We start from the raw sequence: 22,970 nt of genomic DNA on the forward strand, positions 1-22,970 counted from the left end.
GAGAGACAGCGCCGACGGGTCAGTCGGCCCGGAGGCCGTCGGTGAAGCGGGACTGGTTCTCCTCGGGCGCGGCGGCGGTCATCGCGGAGACGCCGACGGTCAGGACCGCGGACAGCGCCATCCCCCAGAGGGCGTAGTCCCACGTGAGGTAGGTCGCGCCGAACAGCGTCATCGACCCGACCTCTATCGCGGGGACGAACACGTGGGCGAGGTAGAACGCCTGCGAGCCGAGGACGCCGGCGAACATGCCCGTTCGGGTCGTCCTCGCCCAGTAGAGCGCGACGATGACCGGCAGGGCCATCTGGGCGAACCCGCCGAAGGCGGTGTCGCCGACCGAGACGAGCGTGCCGGGCCGGAACAGGCTGGCGACGAAGGTGAGCGTGGCGAACAGGGCGACGCCGATGCGGGCGAGCCACGCCTCGCGGGCCTCGCTCGCGTCGGGGTTGACGAAGGGGCGGTAGAGGTCGCGGGTGAAGTACGACGACCCGGAGAGGAGCATCGAGTCGGACGACGACATCATCGCGGCCATCGCGCCGGCGATGACGAGCGCGGCGAACCACACCGGCGTGTACTCGTTGAGGAGCACGGGGAGGACGTTCGCGCCCTCGGGCACGGAGATGCCGAGGCCGGCGGCCCACGTGCCGAGGATGAACGCGGGCACGAACAGCAGAACGACGAGGACGGGCCACAGGGCGAACGAGCGCTTGAGGACGGCGCTCGACTTGGCGACGAAGAAGCGCTGGTTTATCTGCGGGAACATCGCCACGCCGAAGGCGATGGTGACGGCCGACGAGATGATGAACTGCGGCGAGTAGACGCCGCCGCCGAGCGAGAGGAACTCGGGGTTGTTCGTCGCGAGGGCGTTCGAGAGCGCCGTGGGGCCGCCGGCCGCGGTGGCGACCCAGCCGACCGCGAGCCAGACGACGCCGAGCATGAACAGCCCCTGGAGGGTGTCGGTCCACGCGACGCCGCGGAGCCCCGCGATGACGACGTAGGCGATCATGAACACCGTGATACCGGCCGCGCCGGCCCAGTACGGGACCATCCCGTTCGTCAGGCCGACGATGGCCTCGCCCGCGCCCATCTGCTGGAGCATCACGTACGGGAACAGCCAAAACAGGCTGATACCGGCGACGACGGCGCGCAGGCGGGTCGAGCCGAAGCGGTCGCCGAGCATCTCGCCGAGGGTGACGTAGCCGTGGGCGCGGCCGACGAGCCACTGTTTGTAGCCGACGACGTACCAGAGGATGGCGAACAGCACGCCGTCCATGACGCCCATCACGAGAATCCACTCGGGGCCGGCGCGGTAGGCGAGGTCGGGGCCGCCGAAGAACGTAAACGCCGACAGGAGCGTCGCGAACGTCGTAAACAGGAGGACGACGGTCCCGATGGAGCGACCGGCGAGGTAGTAGTCCTCGGCGTCGCGGCTGGTCAGGCGGTAGGCGAGTAAACCGACCGCGAGCGCGACCACGAGGTACGCGCCCACGACGCCGAGTTGGATACCGAGCGCCGAGACCATCAGCGACCCTCCCCGACGATGCCGCGGTCCCACGCCGTCCGGGCGAACAGGTGGAAGACGACTGCGGTCAGCCCCATCCAGCCGATGTGCCACCAGAGCCACAGCGGCAGGCCGGCGAAGACCCTGCTGTCGCCCCAGAGGAACCACGGAACGGCGAACGTCACGAGGATTGCGAAGACGGCAACCCAGCGGTAGTCGATGCGCACTCGCGTCATTCGTAGGAACGATAATCGACAACGAGGCGTAAATCTTACTCTATCGACCTACGTTGCCCCTCATTGAAGAACTATTTTCTTCAACAGAGGCGGTCGAACGACGAGAACCACCCACGGACGCGTACGCGACAGAGGCGACGCGGAAGGCGGGGTCGTCCGCGGGCGAATCGGCCGCCGGAACAGTTTCCAGCGGCGCGTGCGACCGGAGACACATGGACTTCGGTATTCAGCTGTACTCGCTTCGCGAGCTCGACGAACCGACGTCGGCGCTCGTCCGACGCGCCGCGGACGCCGGCTTCGACGGCGTGGAGTTCGCGGGCGTCGACGACGCGGCGGCGGTCCGCGCGGCCCTCGACGAGACCGGACTGGGCGTCCCCGCGGCCCACGTCCCCATCGAGGACCTCGAAGCCGACCTCGACGCGGTCTGCGAGCGGTACGGCGCGCTCGGCGTCGAGACGCTCGTGGTTCCGTATCTCCCGCCGGAGGCGTTCGCCGACGCCGACGCGGTGGACGAGACCGCACACCGGCTGGACGACCTGACCGCGAAGTGCGACGAGCGGGGCGTCAGACTGCTCTACCACAACCACGACCACGAACTCGCCGCGGTCGAGGGCGAACCCGCGCTCGACCGATTGGCCGAGGAGTCCGGCGTCGGTTTCGAACTCGACCTCGCGTGGATTCTCGCCGCCGGCTACGACCCCGTCGCGTACCTCGACCGCTACGCCGACCGGACCCCGGTCGTCCACCTGAAGGACGTCGTCCGCGACGCCGACGCGGAGCGCGGCGGCCGACCCGTCTCGCTCGGCGAGGGAGAACTCGACATCGACCGCTGTCTCGCGGCCGCGCGCGAGGGGTTCGTCGAGTGGGCCGTCGCCGAACACGACTTCCCCGAGGACCCGGCGGCGTTCTGCCGGGACGCGGGCGAGTTCGTCGGCGCGCACCGAACCGACGAGGAAGCGTGACAAATTACGTGGTCGGTCGAAACGGCGGGAGAGCGACGATTCGCCGGCGTTTCGCGGGACACGGTGTCCGAGTCGGACGGCCCGCGAGCGTTCGAATCGTCGGCCACGATAGATATTTCCCTCGGGCGCAACTTATATAATGACGTTCGTGGGTCCGGCCCATGACATCATCACAATCATCACATCACCACCCCCAACGGGGTGACTTCACCAATGGACGACACTGCAAAATATCTCATTCACGCTTCCATCTCCGCCGACGGGGTCGTCGAACGGAGCGACGTCGTCGGGGCCGTCTTCGGCCAGACCGAGGGCCTCCTCGGCGACGAACTCGACCTCCGCGACCTCCAACAGTCCTCCAAGGTCGGTCGGATAGACGTACAGATAGACTCGGAAAACGGCCACTCGTTCGGCCAGATGACCATCGCCAGCAGCCTCGACAAGGTCGAGACGGCCATCCTCGCGGCCTCGCTGGAGACGCTGACCCGCGTCGGTCCCTGTCAGGCCGTCATCGAGGTCACGAACATCGAGGACGTGCGCGAGGCCAAGCGACGGATGGTCGTCGAGCGCGCCAAGGAGCTCCTCTCGGAGTCGTTCGACGACACCGTGATGAGCTCGACCGAAATCCTCGAAGCGGTCAAAGAGAGCGTCCGCGTCGAGGACATCACCGAGTACAAGGGCCTCCCGGCCGGCCCCCGCGTCGCCGACTCGGACGCCATCATCGTCGTCGAGGGTCGCGCCGACGTGCTCACGCTCCTCCGCTACGGCATCAAAAACGCCGTCGCCGTCGAGGGGACGAACGTCCCCGACGCGGTCGCGGGACTGACCCAAGAGCGGACCGTCACGGCGTTCCTCGACGGCGACCGCGGCGGCGAACTCATCCTGCGCGAGCTCTCGCAGGTCGGCGACGTGGACTACGTCGCCTTCGCGCCCGACGGCCGGTCGGTCGAGGACCTCGACCGCGCGTCGGTCGTCCGCGCCCTCAGGAACAAGGTCCCGCTCTCGTCGCTTCCGGAGGACGGCGACGGTGACTTCCGGGCCGCCGTCGCCGCCGCCAACGGGACGGGAGACGTTCGGACGGACCCTCGCACGGAGTCGCCGACGACTGACGCGTCGTCGACTCCACCCGCGGACGGCCACGCGAACGGACCCGCCGACGCGGTCAGCGAGGCACCCGCCGAGGCCGGCACCGGCGGTACCGTCACGGTCGGAAAGCCCACCGAAACCGCGAGCACCGACGCCGACGCCGACGCAAACGGCGGAGTGCTCACCGAGTCCGAGGTCGAAGCCGTCGCCGAGGCGGTCGAATCGACCGACCAGCGGCCCTCGCTCGCCGACCACGTGCGCGAGGTCATCGCCGACGAGAGCGGCATGGCCCGGCTCCTGGACGACGACCTCGGCATCGACGACGAGGTCGCGGTCGAGAAGGTGTACGACGCCGTCGAGTACGCCGACCCCGCCCCGGCGCTCGTCGTCGTCGACGGCGAGGCGAGCCAGAAACTCGTCGACATCGCGGCCCAGCGCGGCGTCGGACACGTCGTGGCGCGCTCGGCCGGCGAGTACGTCAAAAAGCCCGTCAGCGTCCGCGTCAGAACCGCGGACCAGCTCCTCGACTGAGGACGGAACGCGGCCCGATACCGGCCGAGACGCCGGCCGAGACGCCGACGGTCAATCGAGGACGAGCCGTAGCCCGTCGTCGCCGTCGAACGCGTCCGGAACGCGGGCGTCCCGGCGGAATCCGAGCGCCTCGTAACAGGCACGCGCGCCGTCGTTCTCCGGATGGACCAGCAACGTGAGCGGCGCGTCTGACGCCGGGCGGGAGTCTTGGTACGCTTCGACGAGCGCGGTGGCGCGCCCCTCGCGCCGGTGGTCGGGGGAAACCGCGAGTTCGGTCAGATGCGCGCCGACGGCGAGGAGGTAGCCGACCGGCCGGTCGTCGGCGTCGACGGCGACGAGAAGCGTCCCGACGGCGGGCCACGCGTCCAAGAGGTCGGGCGAGGGGTGCGAGACGAGTCGTTGGAGCGATTCGACGGCCGGCACGTCGGTGTCGCGGGAGGGGCGAACGCCCGTCACGGCCGCGTCACCCCCGTCACAGCGGAATCCAGACGAGGACCGCGCCCAGCGCGCCGGCGAACGTGGCGAGGAAGTTGACCGCCTGGTTGCCGAGGCCGGCTCCCTCGACCGTCGCACCGAGCAGACTGTCGACCGTCATTCCGACGAGCCCGCCGGCGAGAACGGCGATGGCGGCCGTCTGCGCCGGCAGGGGAAGCACCAGCACGCTCACGCCGGCCACGAAGGCCGCGCCCAGCGCGCCGGCGACTTCGCCTTGCCACGTGACCGCGCCGTCGGTCCCGGCGGGAACGGGCTTGAGCGAGGTGATGAGCCGCGGCTGGTCGAACAGCCCGCCGATTTCGCTGGAGAGCGTGTCGCTCATCGCGGCGGCGGCCGACCCGGCGAACGCGAGGACGAGCAGGTCGGTGACGAACGGGTAGCCGAGCGTTTGCGCCGCGGCGTAGCCGACGACGGCGACGAGCGAGACGCCCGAGTTGCCGAGGACGTTGCCGGTGCCGCGAGCGCCGTCGTTGTCCTCGGCGACACCGCGTTCGGCCTTGCTGTCGTACCGGAACTTAGTGGCGAGCGCACCGACGCCGAAGAAGGAGACGAGCACGAGCGCCCAGCCGAAACCGCCGAAGACGACCGCGAAGAGGAGCAGGAGGACGCCGGTAATCATGCCGGCGACGGAGGCCGTCCCGAGGGCGTAGGCCGCGTAGCCGAGCGCGACCGTGAGGGCGAGCGCCACGCCGGTCTGCGTCGGCGACACCGGCCCCGCGAGCACCTCGACGCCCCAGAGGACGAGGCCGATAGAGAGCATGACGAGCGGGTCGTCGCGCTCGTAGAGGGCCGTCCGGAGCACCGCGCCGACGAGGCCGCCGACGGCCGCGAGGAGGGTGAACCGGGCGAGAAGCATCGCGTCACCCGTCAGCGACGCGATTGCCGCCTGTCCCGCGGTGCCGGCGAGGACCGCGGCCGCGACGAAGCCCGCCGCGCGAAGCGACTCGTCGGACGTTCTCGAATCCACCAGTCGCGCGCCGAGGTTGCCGTAGGCGAGTGTCAACACCGCGGCGGCGAACACCGAAAGCGGCATCGTGACGCGCGGGACCGTCGCCAAGAGGGCGAGGCCGGTCGCGGCCAGTGCGAACCCGGCGAGCCCGTTGAGCCGGCCGTCCTGCCGGTCGCCGGGCCGCGCGAACAGCTCGAAGAGGGGGCCGTCGTCGACGACGAAGGCCGCCAGGAGCGCGACTGCGGCGAAGGGCGCGAACGCGGCCGCGCCGAGACTCGGGGCCGCGAGGGCCAACGTCCCGACGACCGCGAATCCGCCCGCTCGCCGTACCGTGGAAGTCACACCATTCGGTATCCCCGACGCGCACTTAACCCTCCCGACATCACCGACGACCGCACCACCGCGAGTCCGCGGTCGATGCCAACCTCCCGGGGCGAGCGGACCGACGCCGAACCCGAAGGGTTAGGAGAATCGCCGCGAGAACGACTCCCGTGGGACTGTACGACTCCTACCTCGCCCTCCGATTCCGCCTCGACGACGCCGACGCCCCCGAGCACGTGGCGCTCGTCATCACCGAGCGCGACCTGCTGGAACAGGGCGCGTACGAGACGCTCGAAGCGTTCGTCGGCTGGGCGTTCGAGTTCGGAAGCGACCGCGTCACCATCTCCGTGAGCGTCCTCGACGAGGCGGTCGTCCCGACGCTCGCCCGCGAGCTCCGCGACCTCGACGTTCCCCAGCGAGTGGAGGTCCGCGAACCCGGCGACACCGAGCGCGCCGACGCCCCCGTGCAGGTCAGCATCGGCCTCGGCGGGAAACGAGAGTTCGCATCGGTGGTCCAGTCGCTGGCCGAGGAGGTCGACGAGGGCGCGCTCGACCCCGACGACATCGACGCCGCGGACATCGAACAGCGCCTCGTGTTCCCCGACGAGCCGGACTTCGTGGTCAAGACGGGGGCTGAGCGCCTGTCGGACTTCATGATTTGGCAGTCCGTGTACGCGGAACTCTACTTCACCGACGTGAACTGGCGGGACTTCAGGAAGCGCGATTACCTGCGGGCGTTGCGGGACTACCAGGACCGTCAGCGGAGATTCGGCCGGTAGGGCGAATCCCGCCGGTCCGCTTTCTCGGAGAGCGAACGCCGTTAGTCCCACGACCGGCGCCCGGTAGTTCGTTCCCGAGAGATTCGCTGTGCGCCTCGAATCAACAGCGCGACGCCGAACCAGAACCCGAGCGTGTAGGCGACGACCGTGCCGACGTACAGCGTGAGTTCGGTCGTGAACCGGAGGTTGACGATTTCCGCGCCAGTGATGAGGAAGACGCCCCCGAACAGTATCGGCGTCGGGGACCGCTCTTTCGTGCTCCAGAACTTGGTCGACATGCCGATGACGGTCACGATGACCGTGACGACCGTCCAGTAGAGGCGAACCGACTCGCCAACGCCGAGTTCGATGGGACCCCATACGACCGCCGCGACGAGGGCCCACCCGGAAAGTACGACCAGGAAGAACGCGAGGAGTCCACCGAAGAGCTTCCGTCTGAACGACCCGCCAGACGGGGCTGAACGCCGCAGAACCAGGTCGACGAGCTTCTTGTATATACTAATCGCCGCCAGCCCCTCAAGGAAGCCCGTCAGCAGGACGACGACGACGGCAATCGGAGCGAAGACAGAGATCGAACGCGTTCCCCAAACCGTGACGCCGACACCGATACCTAACAGTATCACACCGAGGACGTCCTGTCCGGTTTCGACGCTCAACTCGTCGTCGGCGTCGACGAACGGGAGACCCCACGTCACGAACGTCGAACCGACAGCCAGCAGCGCTATCGACAGCCACTCGGGGACGTACTCGAAGAGGAACGATATCTGCATCATGTCTTCCCCAGATACCGGTCGGCGAACGCGACCGTGAAGAGGTAGAACGCGAGGCCCATGAACAAAAGCGGGAACGCCACCGTCGACTCCCGCAACGAGTAGCCGAACGCGAAGTCGCTCGTCACGTCGATTCGGTCGACGTACCAGACGAGGACGCCGGGATAGACCAGCGTAGTGAACATCCACAGGCCGAGAAAGTCGTCCACGTCGTCGCTCAGAATGAGAAACATTCCCGTATAGCTGAAGAAGGTTCCGAGCAGGACGAGTGGCGGGTACACATCGAGCGTCTTCGCGACCCCGTCGGGGAGTGAGGGTGCGGCGACGAGGAGCAAATCCATCGCTTGCCACCAAGAAGACTACCGATAGTAAAGTTTGATACCTCAACATGTTTTGATACCCGTAAGAACTGCCGCTCTCGCGGCGTTACTACGGTCCACAAGCGCAGTCGAGGAGCACGTTCCCGACTCTCAGTTGCCGAACAGATGCCCTCCAACTCACCCAACAGAACAGACCTCCTCCCGCCGCCACCGCCGGCCAGCGAGTGGCTCGAAGACGGGCACGTCCTCCTCGCGCTCTCGCTGTTACTCGTTCTCTGGCTCAATCAGCCCGCCCCGCCGGACTGGCCGTGGGCGCTCGTCGGCGTCGCCGTCGTCCCGCCGTGGCTGTTCCTCGAATCGCGCTACGAGGGCTGGCGCTCGTGGGTTCCGACCGTCGCCTACGGCGGGGCAGTGCTGCTGTTAGGGCCTCGGTACGAAGCCGAGTTCGTCGCCGTCGTGCTCGGACAGAGCGCCGCGTTTCTGGGATGGTTCTGCTGGCGGACGTACCGGCGGCGGGTTCGCCCGGCGAGGTGACGCACCCTCGTCTCTCAAGCCGCCGTTTGTGCTTACAGAAGACATATTGTTAGACCGCTGAACGTTCCGACATGAACCGCCGCGAGATGCTGGCGTTGTCGGGGGCGCTCGCCGCCGCGACGATTGCCGGCTGTACGGGCGACGGTCAGTCGTCCGCGGAGACCGAGACCGCAAGCGAGACGACGGACACCGCGACCGCGACGACAGACACGCCGACGGAGGGGCCGAGCGACGAACCGCCGACCGGCGAACCGAGCGTGGACGACGAGCGGCTCGCCGCGCTCGCGGCCGGCAACGCCGAGTTCGCCCTCGACCTGCACAGACAGGTCGCGTCCGAACAGGGCGGCAACCAGTTCCTCTCGCCGTACAGCATCTCCGTCGCGCTGGCGATGACCTACGCGGGCGCTCGCGGGGCGACCCGCGAACAGATGGAAGCGACGCTCCACTACACGCTCGGGGAGGACGTTCACCCGGCGTTCGCGGACCTACGGGCGGCGCTCGAAGAGCGGGAGACGACTCGGAACCCGGTCGACGGCGGCGAAGCCGACGCCTTCCGACTGGCCGTGGCGAACGCGCTGTGGGGCCGCGAGGGGTACGCGTTCTCGGCGGACTACCTCGACCGACTCGACTCGAACTACGGGGCCGGACTCCGACGGGCCGACTTCGCCGGCGACCCGGACGGCGAGCGGGAGCGAATCAACGAGTGGGTCGCCGACCGGACGGAGGGCCGAATCGAGAACCTGCTTCCCGCAGGCTCCGTCACGTCCGACACGGCGCTCGTCCTCACCAACGCTATCTACTTCATGGCGCAGTGGGCGCGCACGTTCGACCCCGAGGACACCGAAGACGGGACGTTCACCGCGCTGGACGGGGGCGAATCGACCGTGCCGCTCATGCGGCAGGAACTCAAGGCGAACTACGCCGACCTCCCGAGCGCGCAGGCCGTCGAACTCCCGTACCTCGGTCGGGAGGTGTCGATGGTGCTACTGCTTCCCGACGAAGGCGAATTCGAGTCGTACGAGCGGAATCTGAACGCGAGTCGACTGTTCGGCGTCTTCGAGGAGATGCGAGAGCGAATCGGTGACGTCGTGCTCCCGCGGTTCGAGTTCGAGACGGAGGTCCAACTCTCCGAGGCGCTGTCGAATCTCGGGATGCCCGCTGCGTTCGGCTCGGATGCCGACTTCGGTGGAATGGCCGAGGGCGACGGGGCGACCCTCGCCATCGACGAGGTGTTCCACAAATCGTTCGTCTCCGTGGACGAGGAGGGGACGGAGGCCGCGGCGGCGACGGGCGTGGTTGTCGAAAGTTCATTGCCGCCGAGCTGGGGCGAACTCCGGTTCGACCGGCCGTTCCTGTTCTGCATCCGCGACCGGCCGACGGACGCGATTCTGTTCTACGGTCGCGTCGTCGACGCCGGGGCTGCGCAGGGCGGCGAATAACCGCAAAACAGCAGGAGTCGTCCTCAGTCGGCCGTCTCGTCGGTCCGCTTCGCCAACTCGGCGGACACCTCGTCGGCCCCCGACGAGGGGAGTTGCTCGCGGAGGCGACCGGCGACGGTGCGGGCGTCCTCTAACTCCACTTCCGCGACGGCCCGGACGAGCGTGACGGCGCGCTCGGTCCGGGTGCGCTGCCACGACTGCTCTCTGGACTCGTAGGTTCGGATGCCGCGCAGGAAGTCGACTTTCGAGAACTCAGGCCAGTAGGGCGCACAGAAGTAGACGGCGGCCTCGTTGCCGTTCGCGTGCCACGGCAGGAAGTTCGAGGTGCGCTCGTCGCCGCCGGGACGGATGATGAGGTCCACGTCGCGGACGGGCTTTCTGGACAGGCGGCGGTCGACCGCCGGCACGTCCACCTCGTCGGGCGAGAGGTCGCCGCGGTCGACCGCGCGACAGACGTCGCGGGCGGCCCCGAGGAGTTCGGCTCGGCCGCCGTACGCGAGGGCGATGTTGAGCGTGAACCCGTCGTAGTCGGCGGTCCGAGTCTCCGCGTACTCGACGGCGTCGCGGACGCGACCGGGGAGCATCTCGACCTCGCCGATGGCGCGCACGGCGACCTCGCGCTCGTGGACGCGGTCGGCGTCGGCGAACTCGTAGAGCTTGTCCTCGATGAGGTCGAAGAGCGGCTGGCGCTCGTGTTCCGGGCGGTCGAAGTTCTCGGTCGAGAACGTGTAGAGCGTCAGTTCCTCGATTCCGAGTTCCTCGCACCACGTCAGCACGTCCTCGGTCGTCTGCGCGCCCGCTCTGTGGCCGTCGGGGGCGTCGTCGCCGTTCTTCCGGGCGTACCGGCGGTTGCCGTCCTGGATGATGGCGACGTGGGTCGGCCCGTCGTCTATCTCCCGGTCGAGCACCCGCTCGTAGGCGCGCCGAAAGCCGCGTTGGACCCACCCGAACATGTACCGTCGGTTGCATTCCGAGGCTATGTGTCTTGTGGGTTACACCGTCGCACGGTGTCCCGAGGTCGGGAGGTCGCCACAGAATGACGGGTCGTCACGACGGGCGACGAATCGCCATCCGTTTGTACCTCCCCGAGAAGACTCGGATATGAGCGAGACCATCGACGAGGACCTCTACCAGCGGACCCTCGCGCTGCTCGAACCCGGCGATATCGAACTCGTCGGGGCCATCGTCCACACCGACCTCACCAGCCGCGAGGACCTGGAGATGCAGGAGCTGACCGTCGAAATCAACGAGATAATCGCCGAGCACGCGGGGAAGGGCGACGCGTGGATTTACGCCGGCAACGACGACACCGACTTCTCGTCCAACCAGTTCCAGGGGCTCTCCGTCGGGGACGACGAGTTCGTCTGGGAGTGCCAACAGCTCGTCCGCGACGGGACGTTCGACCTCGTGTTCTACTACGAGGCCATCGCCGACCACGACGCCATCGTCGAGGGCCTCGAAGCGCTCGACGACGTCGACCGCGTCACGCCGGTCCCCTGAGCGCGGCGGCGACCCGACGACGAGACGCCTCTTTTACTTCGTGAGCGAGGGAGCTCGCTCCGCCCGCGTCGGCCGTTCACCGGCGGCTCGCCGGGCGTTCGCTTCGGTTCATCGCAGTGAGAACAAGCGAGGCGTTTATCCGCCTCGCATCCCGAGTGACGCGCATGATACAGGCGGACGCGGACCTCTCTCGTCTCGACCGCGCCATCGTCAACGCCTTCCAGGGCGGCTTCCCCGTCGTCGAACGTCCCTTCGAGCCCGCGGCGGCCGCGCTGCGCGAGCGCGGCGTGGACGTGACGGCGACCGACCTCTGCGAGCGGGTGCGGACGCTCGACGAGGAAGGCGTCCTCTCGCGGTTCGGCGCGCTCGTCAACGCCGAGGAAATCGGCGGCACGGCGACGCTCGTCGCCATGCACGCGCCGCCGGAGCGGTTCGACGAGGTGGCCGAGCAGGTGAACGCCCACCGCGAGGTCGCGCACAACTACGAGCGCGAGCACCCCCACCTCAACATGTGGTTCGTCGTCTCGGTCGCCGAGGCGTCGCGGGTGGACGAGGTGCTCGGCGACATCGAGGACGAGACGGGCCAAGCGACGTACAACATGCCCAAGCGCCACGAGTTCCACGTGGGCGCGAAGTTCCTCCTCGACGGCCCCGTCTCAGACGGCGACCTCGACCTCTCGCACCTCGGTCCCGACGTGGAGCCGACGGACGCGCGCACCCTGACGCCCGACGAGCGCGACCTCGTCATGGAGATTCAGGGCGGCCTGCCGATTACCGAGACGCCCTACGCCGACGTGGCCGAGGCCGTCGGGCAGGAGCCGTCGTGGGTGGTCGAGACGATCAAGCGGTTCAATCTCGAGGGGAAGGTCCGCCGCGTCGGCGTCATCCCGAACCACTACGCGCTCGGCTACTCGGAAAACGGGATGACCGTCTGGAACGTCCCCGACGACCTCGTGGCGGAGGTCGGCCCCGAAATCGCCTCGCTGGACTTCGTCACCCACTGTTACCGCCGGCCGCGACACGAGGGCGTCTGGCCGTACAACTTCTTCGCGATGACCCACGGCCGCTCCGAGGCGGAGAGCGAGGCCCGCATCGAACAGGTGCGCGAGGTCATGAGCGACTACTGGGACGTGGGCGACGACGACTGGGACACCCTGTTCTCGACGCGCATCCTGAAGAAGACGGGAATCAGGCTGGACGAACGAGCCGAGGCGAACACGGAGTGAGATGATTCCGCTTGTCCACGACCTCTCCGACGAGACGGTCGTCGTCTTCGGCGGGGGACCCGTCGGCGCGCGGAAGGCCCGTCGGTTCGCCCGCGAGGCGCGGACCGTCGTCGTCAGTCCCGAGTTCGCCGACCGCGACTTCGGCGACGCGGAGCGCGTTCGGGCGGCCCCCGCGCCCGACGAGGTTCCCGACTGGGTCGAGCGGTTCGCCCCGGCGCTCGTCGTCGCGGCGACCAACGACGACGCGGTGAACGACGCCGTCGTCGCGGCGGCCCGAGACGCCGGCGCACTGGTCAATCGAGCCGACCGGAGCGGCGAGCGCGACGCGGGGAGCGTGGTCGTCCCGGCGACCGTCGAGGACGGCGACGTGTCGGTCGCCATCACGACCGGCGGCGCGAGCCCCGCCCTCTCGAAGCACCTCCGAGAGCGCGTCGAAGCCGAGTTGGAGGGAGCGGGCGAGATGGCCGCGCTGACCGCGGAACTCCGCGCGGAACTCAAGGCGTCCGACCGGTCGCCGGCCGAGCGCCGTGATGCGATTCGAGCGGTCGTGCGAGACCCGTCGGTTTGGAAGGCTTTACGTACCGGCGATGCAAACTCCCGCCAAGAGGCAGCGCGCGTGATACGAGACACACAGCGAGGTGATTCATGAGAGATTCGGGCGTCATCTCCGGTGTGAGCGTCGCCCACGACCGGGCCAGCGTTCGCGAGATAGAAGCCGCTTCGAGCGACGACGTTCAGACGGTCGTCGAGCGACTCCTCGCCCGCGACGGCGTCTCAGAGGCCTTTTCGCTTCAGACGTGTAACCGCGCCGAGGCGTACGTCGTCACGGACGACGCGACCGACGGCCGCCGCGCGCTCGACGACTTCGCTCCCGACGTCCGAGACGGGAGCGTCCGCTACATGGACCACGAAGAGACCCTGCGCCACCTCATGCGGGTGGCGTCGGGGCTCGAATCCCTCGTCCTCGGCGAGGACCAGATTCTCGGACAGGTCAAAGCCGGTATCGAGGCCGCCCGCGAGCAGGACGCCATCGGCCCGATGCTGGAAGACGCGCTCATGAAGGCCGTCCACGTCGGCGAACGCGCCCGCGAGGAGACGGCCATCAACGAGGGTGCCGTCTCGCTCGGGAGCGCCGCCGTCAGGCTCGCCCGGGCCGAACTCGACGCCCCCATCGGCGAGGTCGACGCCCTCGTCGTCGGGGCCGGAGAGATGGGGACGCTCGCGACGAAGGCGCTCGCGTCGGTCGACGTGGGCGACCTCGTCGTCGCGAACCGGACGGTCGCGAACGCCCGCCACCTCGCCCGCGAGGTCCCGGGCGTCTCGAAGGCCGCCGGACTGGGCGACCTCCGCGGTCGCCTCCGCGACGCCGACCTCGTCATCACGGCCACGAGCAGCCCCGAGTACGTCGTCACGCCGGCGGAGCTGGCGGACGGCTCCGAGACGATGCTCATCGACATCGCCCAGCCGCGGGACGTCGACCCCGCCGCCGCCGACCTCGACGGCGTTCGCGTCCGCGACATCGACGATTTGGAGACGGTGACCGACCGGACCGCGGAGCGCCGCGAGCGCGCCGCCCGCGAGGTCGAGGCGATGATAGACGACGAGTTCGACCGCCTGCTCGCCGCCTACAAGCGGAAACGCGCCGACGAGGCCATCAGTTCGATGTACGAGGCCGCAGAGCACGTCAAGCGCCGCGAGGTGTCGACGGCGCTGTCGAAGCTCGAAGCGCAGGGCGACCTCACCGACGAGCAGCGCGAGACGGTCGAGTCGCTCGCGGACGCGCTCATCGGCCAAATCCTCGCCGCGCCGACCAAGAGCCTCCGCGACGCCGCCGGCGACGACGACTGGACGACCATCCAGACGGCCATGCGGCTGTTCGACCCCGGCTTCGACGACCTCGGAGGGTCAGACCCCGCCGAGCCGTCCGGGCCGTCCATCGAGTTCTCCGGCGAGCCGCCGGAGGACCTCGACCGCGAGGCGCTCGAAGGCGAGGTGCCCCGGCGCGTCCTCGAACAGCTCTCGGACGACTGACGGGCCGCCGACGCGGCCGACCGGCGAACTTTCTTATCCGAACGCGGAGCCACTCCGCGACGATGTCACCGCCCAGACCGTCAGCGACGGGCTTCGTGCGCCGTTCCCGTACCGACGCCGCCACCCGAGAAGCCGCCGGCCGCGCGCCCACGGCGCTCGGCCACCGCCTCGTGAACCGCCTCCGAGCGCGAGCGCGTCGCCGCCTCGTCGATGCGACCCCGAAACGGCGGATTCGCGACCTCGACGGTGTCGCTCGGGCGACCGTCGTCGGGACAGTCGCGGGAATCGCGGGCGACGGGCCGGCCGTGGAGCGGTGGGTTGACCGCGAGAACACAGACGGCGACCGGCGAGGCGGGGGCGGGCGCACGGTCGTCGGCCGCGCGACGCGCCCGTTCGTCCTCCGGGATGCCACCGGCGAGATTCGGGTCCGCGTCCCGCCGGACGGACACGTGGTGTTCGGCGGCGACGGCGAGTGCGGCGTCGTCGCCCGCGGCGACGAGGTCGCGGTCACGGGGCGAGTCGCTCGCGACCGCGGTGGGCGGCGGCTCCTGACCGGGCCGCGGTTCGTCGTCCGCGCGGACGCGACCTGACAATCCGGCAGAATCCTTATCGGGATGCCACCCGACGGGTTCGGCATGGCAGAGCTGCTCTCGGACGACGAAATCGACGCACAGCTCGGGTCGGACTGGGAACGCGACGGCGACGAAATCGTCCGCGTCTACGAGTTCGACGACTACCTCGACGGCGTGGCGTTCGCCGCCAGCGTGGGCGAGGTCGCAGAAGAGGAGTTCCACCACCCCGAGATAACGATTCGGTACCAAGAGGTCGAAGTCCGCCTCACGAGCCACGAGGAGGGCGGCATCACCGACAAGGACCTCCGGCTCGCCGACCTGTTCGACGACGAGCTGTGAGCGACGAGGGGACCGCGACGCTCACCTACGTCTTCAGGGTCCGCTTCCGCCTCGATTCGGCCGGGGGGCGTCGAGACCGACCCGCGGGAGTTCGAGACGACGGTCCGCGTCACGCCCCCGCCGCCCGGTGAGGAGGGCTGGCTGCTGTTCCGCGACGCGCTCTGGCGGGGAGCGGTGAACGACGAGCGCCATGCCCGCGACCTCGCGTCGTCGTGGCTCGACGTGCCCGTCGTCTCCTGCGAGTTCGCGGAACTCCGGGCCGACGAGGCGTCGCTGGACGCCTTCCGCGAGGCCGTCGCCGCGGACCTCGGCGCGTTCAACGCCGAGTCGGTCCGCGAGGTGCTCCACAAGTACTTCGGGAGCGCGATTCGCGTCGAATCCGACGGTTCGTGACGCGGGGCAAGACATTTATCCACGCCTGACGTACTCTGTTGTCCGAATGGTCGCCGATGACTACGATTTCTGGCTGTTCGACCTCGATGGGACCCTCGTCGACGCCGAGTGGTCGTACACGCGTGACGTGTTCGACCGGGTCGGCGACCGACTGGGTCGTCAGTTCACGGACCGCGAAGCCGAGACCATCTGGCACGGTCTCGGCGGCGCGCGCGACCCGATGCTCCGCGAGTGGGGCATCGACCCCGCCGAGTTCTGGCCCGCGTTCCACCGCGAGGAAGACCCCGCAAAGCGAGCAGAAGTGACGTACCTCCACGACGACGCCGAGCGCCTCATCGAAGAGATTCACGCCGCCGGCCGACCGGTCGGCATCGTCACGCACTGCCAGCAGTTCCTGACCGACCCCGTGTTGGACCACCTCGACGTGCGCGACTGGTTCGACGCCGTCGTCTGCTGTACCGAGGAGACGGGGTGGAAACCCGACGCCGCGCCGGTGCGACGCGCTATCGGCGAACTGGGACTCGACGACCGAGTCCTGACCGACGGCGGCACCGCGGGCGTCCTCGCCGGCGACGGCGAAAGCGACATCGGGGCCGCGTGGAACGCCGGCTTGGACGGCATCCACGTCGAGCGACACGGACCCGAACACCGCGGGCGCTGCGTGCTCGGCGAGTACCGCGTCGAGAGCTTCGACGACCTCGTTCGGTCCGGCTGAACGGGCGGGTTCCGTCCGAAGCGGTGATTCGACGGTCGCGACAGTCCAGAGAGAAGAAAAGAGAAATCGACGCTCGGAGGGGTGCGCTCAGGACAGCGTCTGCTCGGGCGTCGGCCGGGCGAAGATGTCGCCGGTGCTCGTGACGGCGACCTGAATGTCCTCGTAGGGGAACCGGACTTCGATGCCGGGACGCTCTTCGGCCTCGACGACGGGCCGGAGCAGTTCTTCGAGCGCGTCGGTGTCGATGTACTCGTACAGCGGGGTCTCGATGGCCGAGAGCCCGCCGTAGGACTCGACGGCCTCGACGACGACGATGCCGAGTTCCTCGTCGCCGAGCCACTGCCCGACGAGTTCCCAGTTGTCGTCGAGGCTGAACGTGGCCTCGGCGGCCGCGTCGGCGTGTTCTTCGAGCGCCTGCGTGACCGCGGAGGCACCGACCGCGAGCGCGGAGTCGACGCTGTCGTCGTCGACGAGGCTCCGGACCCGCTGGAGGACCGTCGCGAGGTCGCCGGGGCCTGCTTTCTGGACGTACTCGGTGACGCCGGCGGTCGAGGCGACGTCGGCGACCTCGGGCCACGACTTCGCCGTGAACAGGAGGATGGGGATATCGGCGTGTTCTTGCCGAACGGCTTTGACGAGTGGCACCCCGTTCGGGAGCACGAGGGAGTCGCTCACGACGCAGTCGACCGACTCGGCCGAGATGACGCCGAGCGCCTCGGTCGCCGACTCGGCGGTCAGAAGAGAGACGGCGTCGAGTTGGCGGAACGCGGCTTCCGAGAGGGCGAGCATCTCGGGGTCGTCGTCGACGTGAAGGACCTTCAGAGGGCTGTTCATATACCAGTTGTACACGCTACGCGGATAAAAACGTTCTACTTATTTTATACTTCAGCGGGAGACGAATATCTAAACGGGTCACGGCCGCTTTCTAAAGGGTTACGGCGGCGCTTAGGTCCTCTCGAACCCTGCGAGGTCGGCAAGTAAATCGCCGCTCGCCGCGAGCACGCCGCGAAGCGAAGCGACGCCGGGTTTCTCGGTCCGGGCGGGGTTCGCGAGGACGGCGACCCGCTGTTTTCCGAGCGAGACGAAATCAAGCCCGAGCGAGTCGGCGGTCGCGCGGAGGCCGAGACCGGCGTCGGCGCGGCCAGCGGCGACCGCTCGCGCCGGACTCTCGAACGCTTTCGTCCCGCGGTCGAACCCCTCGATGGCCTCGACGAGTTCGTGTCTGGTCGTCCCGCGCTCGTCGGCGAGGGCGGCGACGGCGTTCCCGAGGTCGGTCCGCAGTCCGGAGTTCGAATCGCGGTTGACGAACCGGAGGTCGTCGTCTACGAGGTCCGCGAGTCCGGATACCCCGTCGGGGTTGCCGTCGGGGACGACGAGGCCCCACTCGCGCGTCCACGAGCCGAGTTCGACCGCGTCGATTTCCTCGACTGCGTCGCCCCGGTCGCCCGCGACGACGGCCACGTCGGCGATGTCGTCCCTGAGCCGTCGCAGGCCCTCGCGGGAGCCGAACGGGAGGTACCGCGGCGACGACACGCGGTCGAGCAGGCGCGAGAGCGCGGGGTCGTCCTCGCCGACGCCGAGCAGTTCCGGCGCGCGGACGTCGGGCGAGAACAGGTGGACCGTCACCGACTCGCCCTCGGCGAGGTACTCCACGTCGGCGGCGACTTCGACGACGCCGTCGGCCTCGACGAGGCTCGTCGTCGCGCCCGAGCCCTTGTCGACGGGGTAGACGAGCGTCTCGCCGTCGCCGTCAGCGACCAGTCCGACCGGCATGAGCCGTGTCCGGCCCTCGGCGTACCGCTCGCGGGTGGCCATCGTCCCCTCGACCGTCGCGGTCCGGGGCTCCGGGAGGCCGGCGGCGTCGCGGATTGCCGGCGCGACGAACGTCCGGAAGATGGTGAGCGCGGAGACCGGGTAGCCGGGCAGGCCAACGTAGGCGCTTCCCTCGCCGAGCGTGCCGACGAGCATGGGTTTCCCGGGCTTGACGGAGACGCCGTGCAGCAGGAGTTCGCCGCGTTCTTCGACGACGCGGTAGATGACGTCGACCGCGCTCGCTGACGTGGACCCGGACGAGAGCACGAGGTCGCACTCGTCGGCCGCCCGTCGGAGCAGGCGCTCCAACTCCCCGTAGTCGTCGCCCGCGTGGGGGTAGAGCTTCGGCACGCCGCCGGCCTCTTCGACCCCCGCGGCGATGGTGTAGGAGTTCACGTCGTAGATTTCGCCCGCCTCCGGGCGGAGTTCGTCGCCCGGTCGGACGAGCTCGTCGCCGGTCGAGACGATGCCAACGGTGGGCTTCCCGCGGACCGGCACCTCGTCGACGCCGAGCGCCGACAGCAGGCCGATTTCGCGGGGGGTCAGGCGCGTTCCGGGGCCGAGGGCGCGAGCGCCGGCGGCGATGTCGGTCCCGGCGGGCATCACGCTGTCACCGGGTGCGACCGCCGAGTAGACGACGAGCGAGCCGTCTCGCTCGTCGGTTCGCTCCACGATGACGACGGCGTCCGCGCCCGGCGGCATCACCGCGCCGGTGGAGATTTCGACGGCGGTTCCGGGGTCGACCGCCACGTCCGGTTCGCTGCCGGCGTGGACCGCCCCGGCGAGGTCGAGTTCGACCGGGTCGGCCTCGTCCGCGCCGAAGGTGTCGCGGGCGCGGACCGCGTAGCCGTCCATGCTCGCGCGGTCGAAGCCGGGTACGTCGAGTTCAGCGTCGATTCGCTCGGCGAGGACGCGGCCGCGGGCGTCTTCGAGCGCCACCGTCTCGGCGTCGGGCGTCAGGTGGAGCGACGCGATGGCCTCGCGCGCTTCCTCCGGGGAGGCGAGGTCGCGGAACTGCTTTCTCATGCGGACCACTCCCAGCCCTCGACGGCGACCGTGTCGCCCTCGTCGTAGCCCTCAATCTCCTCGGGGACGACGACCCAGCCGTCCGCGAGCGCGACGCTGGAGAGGATGCCCGACCCGCTCGTCCGGGTCGGCTCGGCGGTCGGTTCGTCGCCCGACGTGTCGAGTCGGACGCGGGCGAACGTCCGCGTCCCGGGCGAACTCGGGATTTTTCTGGTGAGCGTCGCCTCCTGCGTTGGCAGGGGACGCTCGGGGAGCGACCCGACGCGCTTCAGCACCGGCCGGAGGAACTGGAAGGCGTTGACGACGCAGGCGACCGGGTAGCCGGGCAGCATGACGACCGGCGTGTCCTCGACGACGCCGACCGCGACCGGGTGGCCGGGTTTGAGCGCGACGCCGTGGACCAGCACCTCGCCGATGTCGTCGACGACCTCGGGGATGAGGTCGCGCTCGCCGACCGACGACCCGCCGGTGGTGACGACCACGTCGTGGTCGAGGTCCGATTCGACGGCCTCGCGGAGCAGGTCGGCGTCGTCGACGACGATGTCCCGGTAGCTCGCCTCGCCGCCCCAGCGCTCGACCAGTCGGGAGACGGTCAGGCCGTTGGTCTCGATGACCTCGCCGGGACCGGGGTCGGCCTCGACGAGTTCCTCGCCGGTCGGGACGACCGCGACGCGGGGGCGTTCGAACACCGTCACCTCCTCGACGCCGACGGAGCGAAGCAGGCCGATGTCCGACGGGCGAAGCTCGTGGCCGGCCTCGAACAGCGGCGTTCCCTCGCGCACGTCCTCGCCGCGCTCGCCGACGTTCTCGCCCTCCGCGAGCGCGTCGAACACTTCGAGTTCGTCGCCGAGCCGTTCGGTGTGTTCGACCATCACGACGGCGTCGGCCCCGTCGGGCACGTCGCTGCCGGTGTGGACGCGGGCGGCCGTCCCCGGCTCGACCGGGCCGTCGACGATTCGGAGGACGTTCGGCGAGCGGCCGCTCGCGCCGAAGGTGTCCGACGCGCGGACGGCGTAGCCGTCCATGGCGGCGCGGTCGTAGCCGGGCACGTCGGTGGGAGCGACCGCGTCTTCCGCGAGCGCCCGGCCGTCGGCCTCGGCGAGCGGTCGGCGCACGGTTCGGTCGTGCGGCGTCGCCGCCGCGAGGAGCGACTCGCGGGCGTCCGACAGCCGCGTTCGTTGCTTGAACCCGGCCGTGCGTCGGTCGTCGTGGTTCATACCGGCCCTTCGGTTCGGGGGGCAAAAAGCGTCGGCCTCGAACGCGTCGGCGGGCGATTCCCGAGCCGCACCGTTGCGTCTTCGCGCTCGCGCGCTCGCGCGAGACCGCCGGGTTTTTCGACCCCGACTCCCTATGAACGTTCATGTCAGCACTGCGCGACGCGCTGTCCGACCTCCCGGACGCGGTGTTCGCCGACCTGTTGGAGTCCGAGACGTCCTACCTCTTGGTCCTCGACCTCCCGGGCGTGACCGCCGAGACGGCGGAGCTCCGAGTCGAGAAGGGCAGATTGGTCGTCGAAGCGCGACGCGACAAACGACTTCCAGCCGAGTTCGACTACGTCCGCGAGGAACGCCCGCTGTTCCTCGACGCCGAAGTCCCCCTTCCGCCTGACGCCGTGGCCGACGAGGCCGAGGCGTCGATGGAACGCGGGACGCTGGAAATCCGGCTCCCCAAGCGCGAGGCCGCCTCCGAGCGGACCATCCCCATTACCACCGGCGACGAAGACGCCTGACGAGGCGGTGGTCACGCTGGTCAACCTCCGCGCCTATTGGCGGTTCCTCGTCGTCCTGTACCAGTTCTTCCCGCTCATCGTCGCGTACACCCGTGACAAGCGGAAATACCTCCTGTTCGGCGGCGGTCGACGCGTCACGACCGAGATGCGTATCAAGCGCGCCGACGTCCTCTTGGAGTCGCTACTGACGCTCGGGCCGACGTTCATCAAGCTCGGCCAACTGCTGTCGACGCGCCCCGACATCCTCCCCCCGGAGTACATCGAGGTGCTCGGGAGCCTCCAGGACGACGTGCCGGCCGCGCCGTGGGACGAGTCGAAGGCCGTCCTCGAAGCGGAACTCGGCCCCGTCGAGGAGGCGTTCGACGCGTTCGACACCGAGCCGATAAGCGGCGCGAGCCTCGGGCAGGTGTACGTCGCCGAGTACGAAGGCGAAAAGGTCGCCGTCAAGGTCCGCCGGCCCGGCATCGAGGACCTCGTCGAGGCCGACCTCCGGGTGATTCGGTGGTCGATGCCGCTTCTCATGCGCTTTATCGGCGAGGGGCGAGCGTTCTCGCTGGAGAACCTCGCCGACGAGTTCGCCAAGACCATCCGCGAGGAGATGGACTACGACGAGGAGGCCGAGACGCTCGTCGAGATTCAGGAGAACTTCGCGGACGACGACACGCTCGTCATCCCCGAACCGATACCCGAGCGCTCCGACGACCGAGTGCTCACGATGGAGTACCTCCCCGGGACCAAGATAAACAACATCGAGGCGCTGGACGACCTCGGCGTCGACCGGACCGAACTGGCGACGAACCTCCAGCGAATCTACCTCCAGATGATCGTCGAGGACGGCGTCTTCCACGCCGACCCCCACCCGGGGAACCTCTCCGTGACCGACGACGGCCGCATCATCTTCTACGACTTCGGGATGCACGGCGAGGTCGACCCGTTCATCCAGGACAAGATCGTGGAGTTCTACATCGCCGTCGCCAACCAGGACGTCGACGGCATCCTCGACACGCTCATCGAGATGGGGACGCTCAGCCCGAACGTCGACCGGCAGGTGATGGGCGACGTGATGGAACTCGCCATCGCCGACGCCCGCGGCGACGACATCGAGCAGTACCGGGTCAACCAGATCCTCGAACAGGTCGAATCGACCATCTACGAGTTCCCGCTTCGGCTCCCGCGGAACCTCGCGCTCGTGCTCCGGGTCGCCGGCGTCGTCGAGGGGGTCTGCGTCACGCTCGACCCCGAGTTCGACTTCATCTCGGTGGCGACCGACTACCTGACGGAGGAAGGCTACCGGGAAGAGAGCGTCCAGAAAATCATCGAGGGCGTCGGCCAGCAGGGCCAGAAGACCGCCCAGTCGCTGTTCCGCGTGCCGCCCAAGCTCGAACGCGTCCTCGACCGGGCCGACCGCGACAACCTGACGCTCAACGTCCGGCTGGAGGACAACCGCGGCATCCTCGACAAGCTGGCCAAGCGGCTCATCTACGGCATCTTCCTGTCGTTCGGCTTCGTCTCGACGGTCATCATCTACGCGCTGAACCCGGAGAACCTCGTCGCGGTCGGCGCGGCGGGCGCGCCGACGGGCGTCGTCGCCCTGCTCCTGTGGAAGTCGTTCCGCTCGCGGAAAGGGCTCCGGGCGACGCCGCAGTTCACCCGGCAGAACCTCAAAGAGCGCCGCAGAGAGTAATCAAAACTGAGAACCGGGCGCGT

At 69.1% G+C, this 22,970-nt stretch carries 24 protein-coding genes and 1 pseudogene; 15 read left to right on the forward strand and 10 right to left on the reverse strand.

What is annotated here, in order from left to right; all coding sequences use genetic code 11:
* Positions 1-19: 19 nt before the first annotated feature.
* Positions 20-1,519, reverse strand: coding sequence for a sodium:solute symporter (locus DEQ92_RS11345; RefSeq protein ID WP_004975458.1), 1,500 nt, complete (start codon positions 1,517-1,519; stop codon positions 20-22).
* Entirely contained in the window at positions 1,519-1,734 is a 216-nt protein-coding gene (locus DEQ92_RS11350) for a DUF3311 domain-containing protein (RefSeq protein ID WP_004975459.1), read from the reverse strand. Before DEQ92_RS11350 ends, DEQ92_RS11345 begins: the two co-directional genes overlap by 1 nt.
* Before the next feature lie 212 nt (positions 1,735-1,946).
* On the opposite strand from DEQ92_RS11350, the gene DEQ92_RS11355 reads away from it, so the two are divergent.
* Complete coding sequence (locus DEQ92_RS11355) at positions 1,947-2,696, forward strand: sugar phosphate isomerase/epimerase (protein ID WP_115819578.1); 750 nt, start codon at positions 1,947-1,949, stop codon at positions 2,694-2,696.
* A 213-nt stretch (positions 2,697-2,909) separates the two neighbouring features.
* Positions 2,910-4,313, forward strand: coding sequence for a DNA primase DnaG (dnaG, locus tag DEQ92_RS11360; protein ID WP_115805147.1), 1,404 nt, complete (start codon positions 2,910-2,912; stop codon positions 4,311-4,313).
* A 51-nt stretch (positions 4,314-4,364) separates the two neighbouring features.
* Here dnaG and DEQ92_RS11365 read toward each other — a convergent pair whose 3' ends face one another.
* Positions 4,365-4,769, reverse strand: a complete 405-nt coding sequence (locus DEQ92_RS11365; RefSeq protein ID WP_115820788.1) for a GNAT family N-acetyltransferase — start codon at positions 4,767-4,769, stop codon at positions 4,365-4,367.
* A gap of 16 nt (positions 4,770-4,785) precedes the next feature.
* The gene (locus tag DEQ92_RS11370; RefSeq protein WP_115805149.1) at positions 4,786-6,099 is read right to left on the reverse strand and encodes a DUF92 domain-containing protein; all 1,314 of its coding nucleotides are present in this window, start codon (positions 6,097-6,099) and stop codon (positions 4,786-4,788) included.
* Between the two features lie 149 nt (positions 6,100-6,248).
* On the opposite strand from DEQ92_RS11370, the gene DEQ92_RS11375 reads away from it, so the two are divergent.
* Complete coding sequence (locus tag DEQ92_RS11375; protein ID WP_004975468.1) at positions 6,249-6,857, forward strand: undecaprenyl diphosphate synthase family protein; 609 nt, start codon at positions 6,249-6,251, stop codon at positions 6,855-6,857.
* Between the two features lie 41 nt (positions 6,858-6,898).
* On the opposite strand, the gene DEQ92_RS11380 is transcribed toward DEQ92_RS11375, so the two are convergent.
* Together DEQ92_RS11380 and DEQ92_RS11385 are read right to left on the reverse strand one after the other, a co-directional pair.
* A complete protein-coding gene (locus DEQ92_RS11380; RefSeq protein WP_231608285.1) occupies positions 6,899-7,630 on the reverse strand; it encodes a hypothetical protein in 732 nt (243 codons plus the stop codon).
* Positions 7,627-7,968, reverse strand: coding sequence for a hypothetical protein (locus DEQ92_RS11385; protein WP_004975472.1), 342 nt, complete (start codon positions 7,966-7,968; stop codon positions 7,627-7,629). Before DEQ92_RS11385 ends, DEQ92_RS11380 begins: the two co-directional genes overlap by 4 nt.
* Positions 7,969-8,112: 144 nt before the next feature.
* Here DEQ92_RS11385 and DEQ92_RS11390 point away from each other — a divergent pair, with 144 nt between their 5' ends.
* Both DEQ92_RS11390 and DEQ92_RS11395 read left to right on the forward strand, forming a co-directional pair.
* Entirely contained in the window at positions 8,113-8,481 is a 369-nt protein-coding gene (locus DEQ92_RS11390; protein WP_004975474.1) for a hypothetical protein, read from the forward strand.
* Between the two features lie 71 nt (positions 8,482-8,552).
* Complete coding sequence (locus DEQ92_RS11395; protein WP_004975476.1) at positions 8,553-9,920, forward strand: serpin family protein; 1,368 nt, start codon at positions 8,553-8,555, stop codon at positions 9,918-9,920.
* 23 nt (positions 9,921-9,943) lie between these two features.
* On the opposite strand, the gene uppS is transcribed toward DEQ92_RS11395, so the two are convergent.
* On the reverse strand, positions 9,944-10,873 hold the full coding sequence (gene uppS, locus DEQ92_RS11400; RefSeq protein ID WP_004975477.1) for a polyprenyl diphosphate synthase: 930 nt from the start codon (positions 10,871-10,873) through the stop codon (positions 9,944-9,946).
* Between the two features lie 148 nt (positions 10,874-11,021).
* On the opposite strand from uppS, the gene DEQ92_RS11405 reads away from it, so the two are divergent.
* From DEQ92_RS11405 to DEQ92_RS11440, 8 genes and pseudogenes are all read left to right on the forward strand, one after another.
* Positions 11,022-11,420 carry a DUF5778 family protein gene (locus DEQ92_RS11405; protein WP_050459561.1) on the forward strand — a complete coding sequence of 133 codons (399 nt, stop codon included), beginning with the start codon at positions 11,022-11,024 and terminating at the stop codon, positions 11,418-11,420.
* A 164-nt stretch (positions 11,421-11,584) separates the two neighbouring features.
* The gene (locus DEQ92_RS11410; RefSeq protein ID WP_004975485.1) at positions 11,585-12,646 is read left to right on the forward strand and encodes an Lrp/AsnC family transcriptional regulator; all 1,062 of its coding nucleotides are present in this window, start codon (positions 11,585-11,587) and stop codon (positions 12,644-12,646) included.
* A 1-nt stretch (position 12,647) separates the two neighbouring features.
* The gene (locus DEQ92_RS11415) at positions 12,648-13,295 is read left to right on the forward strand and encodes a bifunctional precorrin-2 dehydrogenase/sirohydrochlorin ferrochelatase (protein WP_115820789.1); all 648 of its coding nucleotides are present in this window, start codon (positions 12,648-12,650) and stop codon (positions 13,293-13,295) included.
* Positions 13,292-14,677 carry a glutamyl-tRNA reductase gene (hemA, locus tag DEQ92_RS11420; protein WP_115820790.1) on the forward strand — a complete coding sequence of 462 codons (1,386 nt, stop codon included), beginning with the start codon at positions 13,292-13,294 and terminating at the stop codon, positions 14,675-14,677. The genes DEQ92_RS11415 and hemA overlap by 4 nt, the downstream gene beginning before the upstream one ends.
* A gap of 62 nt (positions 14,678-14,739) precedes the next feature.
* A complete protein-coding gene (locus tag DEQ92_RS11425; protein WP_231608284.1) occupies positions 14,740-15,267 on the forward strand; it encodes an OB-fold nucleic acid binding domain-containing protein in 528 nt (175 codons plus the stop codon).
* 45 nt (positions 15,268-15,312) lie between these two features.
* Positions 15,313-15,588, forward strand: a complete 276-nt coding sequence (locus DEQ92_RS11430; protein ID WP_004042202.1) for a 4a-hydroxytetrahydrobiopterin dehydratase — start codon at positions 15,313-15,315, stop codon at positions 15,586-15,588.
* A pseudogene (lwrS, locus tag DEQ92_RS11435) lies at positions 15,585-15,981 on the forward strand (LWR-salt protein). The gene DEQ92_RS11430 and the pseudogene lwrS overlap by 4 nt, the downstream one beginning before the upstream one ends.
* Positions 15,982-16,027: 46 nt before the next feature.
* Entirely contained in the window at positions 16,028-16,696 is a 669-nt protein-coding gene (locus tag DEQ92_RS11440; RefSeq protein WP_050459556.1) for an HAD family hydrolase, read from the forward strand.
* Positions 16,697-16,783: 87 nt separating this feature from the next.
* On the opposite strand, the gene DEQ92_RS11445 is transcribed toward DEQ92_RS11440, so the two are convergent.
* From DEQ92_RS11445 to glp, 3 genes are all read right to left on the reverse strand, one after another.
* Complete coding sequence (locus DEQ92_RS11445) at positions 16,784-17,530, reverse strand: response regulator (RefSeq protein ID WP_004975512.1); 747 nt, start codon at positions 17,528-17,530, stop codon at positions 16,784-16,786.
* A gap of 111 nt (positions 17,531-17,641) precedes the next feature.
* A complete protein-coding gene (locus DEQ92_RS11450; RefSeq protein WP_049905099.1) occupies positions 17,642-19,534 on the reverse strand; it encodes a molybdopterin biosynthesis protein in 1,893 nt (630 codons plus the stop codon).
* Positions 19,531-20,751: a gephyrin-like molybdotransferase Glp gene (glp, locus tag DEQ92_RS11455; RefSeq protein ID WP_004975516.1), complete on the reverse strand. Its 1,221-nt coding sequence runs from the start codon at positions 20,749-20,751 to the stop codon at positions 19,531-19,533. Before glp ends, DEQ92_RS11450 begins: the two co-directional genes overlap by 4 nt.
* A gap of 143 nt (positions 20,752-20,894) precedes the next feature.
* Between glp and DEQ92_RS11460 the strand changes: the two genes are divergently transcribed.
* Both DEQ92_RS11460 and DEQ92_RS11465 read left to right on the forward strand, forming a co-directional pair.
* Positions 20,895-21,263: an Hsp20/alpha crystallin family protein gene (locus DEQ92_RS11460; RefSeq protein WP_004975518.1), complete on the forward strand. Its 369-nt coding sequence runs from the start codon at positions 20,895-20,897 to the stop codon at positions 21,261-21,263.
* 7 nt (positions 21,264-21,270) lie between these two features.
* On the forward strand, positions 21,271-22,947 hold the full coding sequence (locus DEQ92_RS11465; RefSeq protein WP_050459554.1) for an AarF/ABC1/UbiB kinase family protein: 1,677 nt from the start codon (positions 21,271-21,273) through the stop codon (positions 22,945-22,947).
* Positions 22,948-22,970 lie beyond the last annotated feature (23 nt).

It is taken from the genome of Haloferax sp. Atlit-6N (assembly GCF_003383195.1).
Classification (GTDB): Archaea; Halobacteriota; Halobacteria; order Halobacteriales; family Haloferacaceae; genus Haloferax; species Haloferax gibbonsii.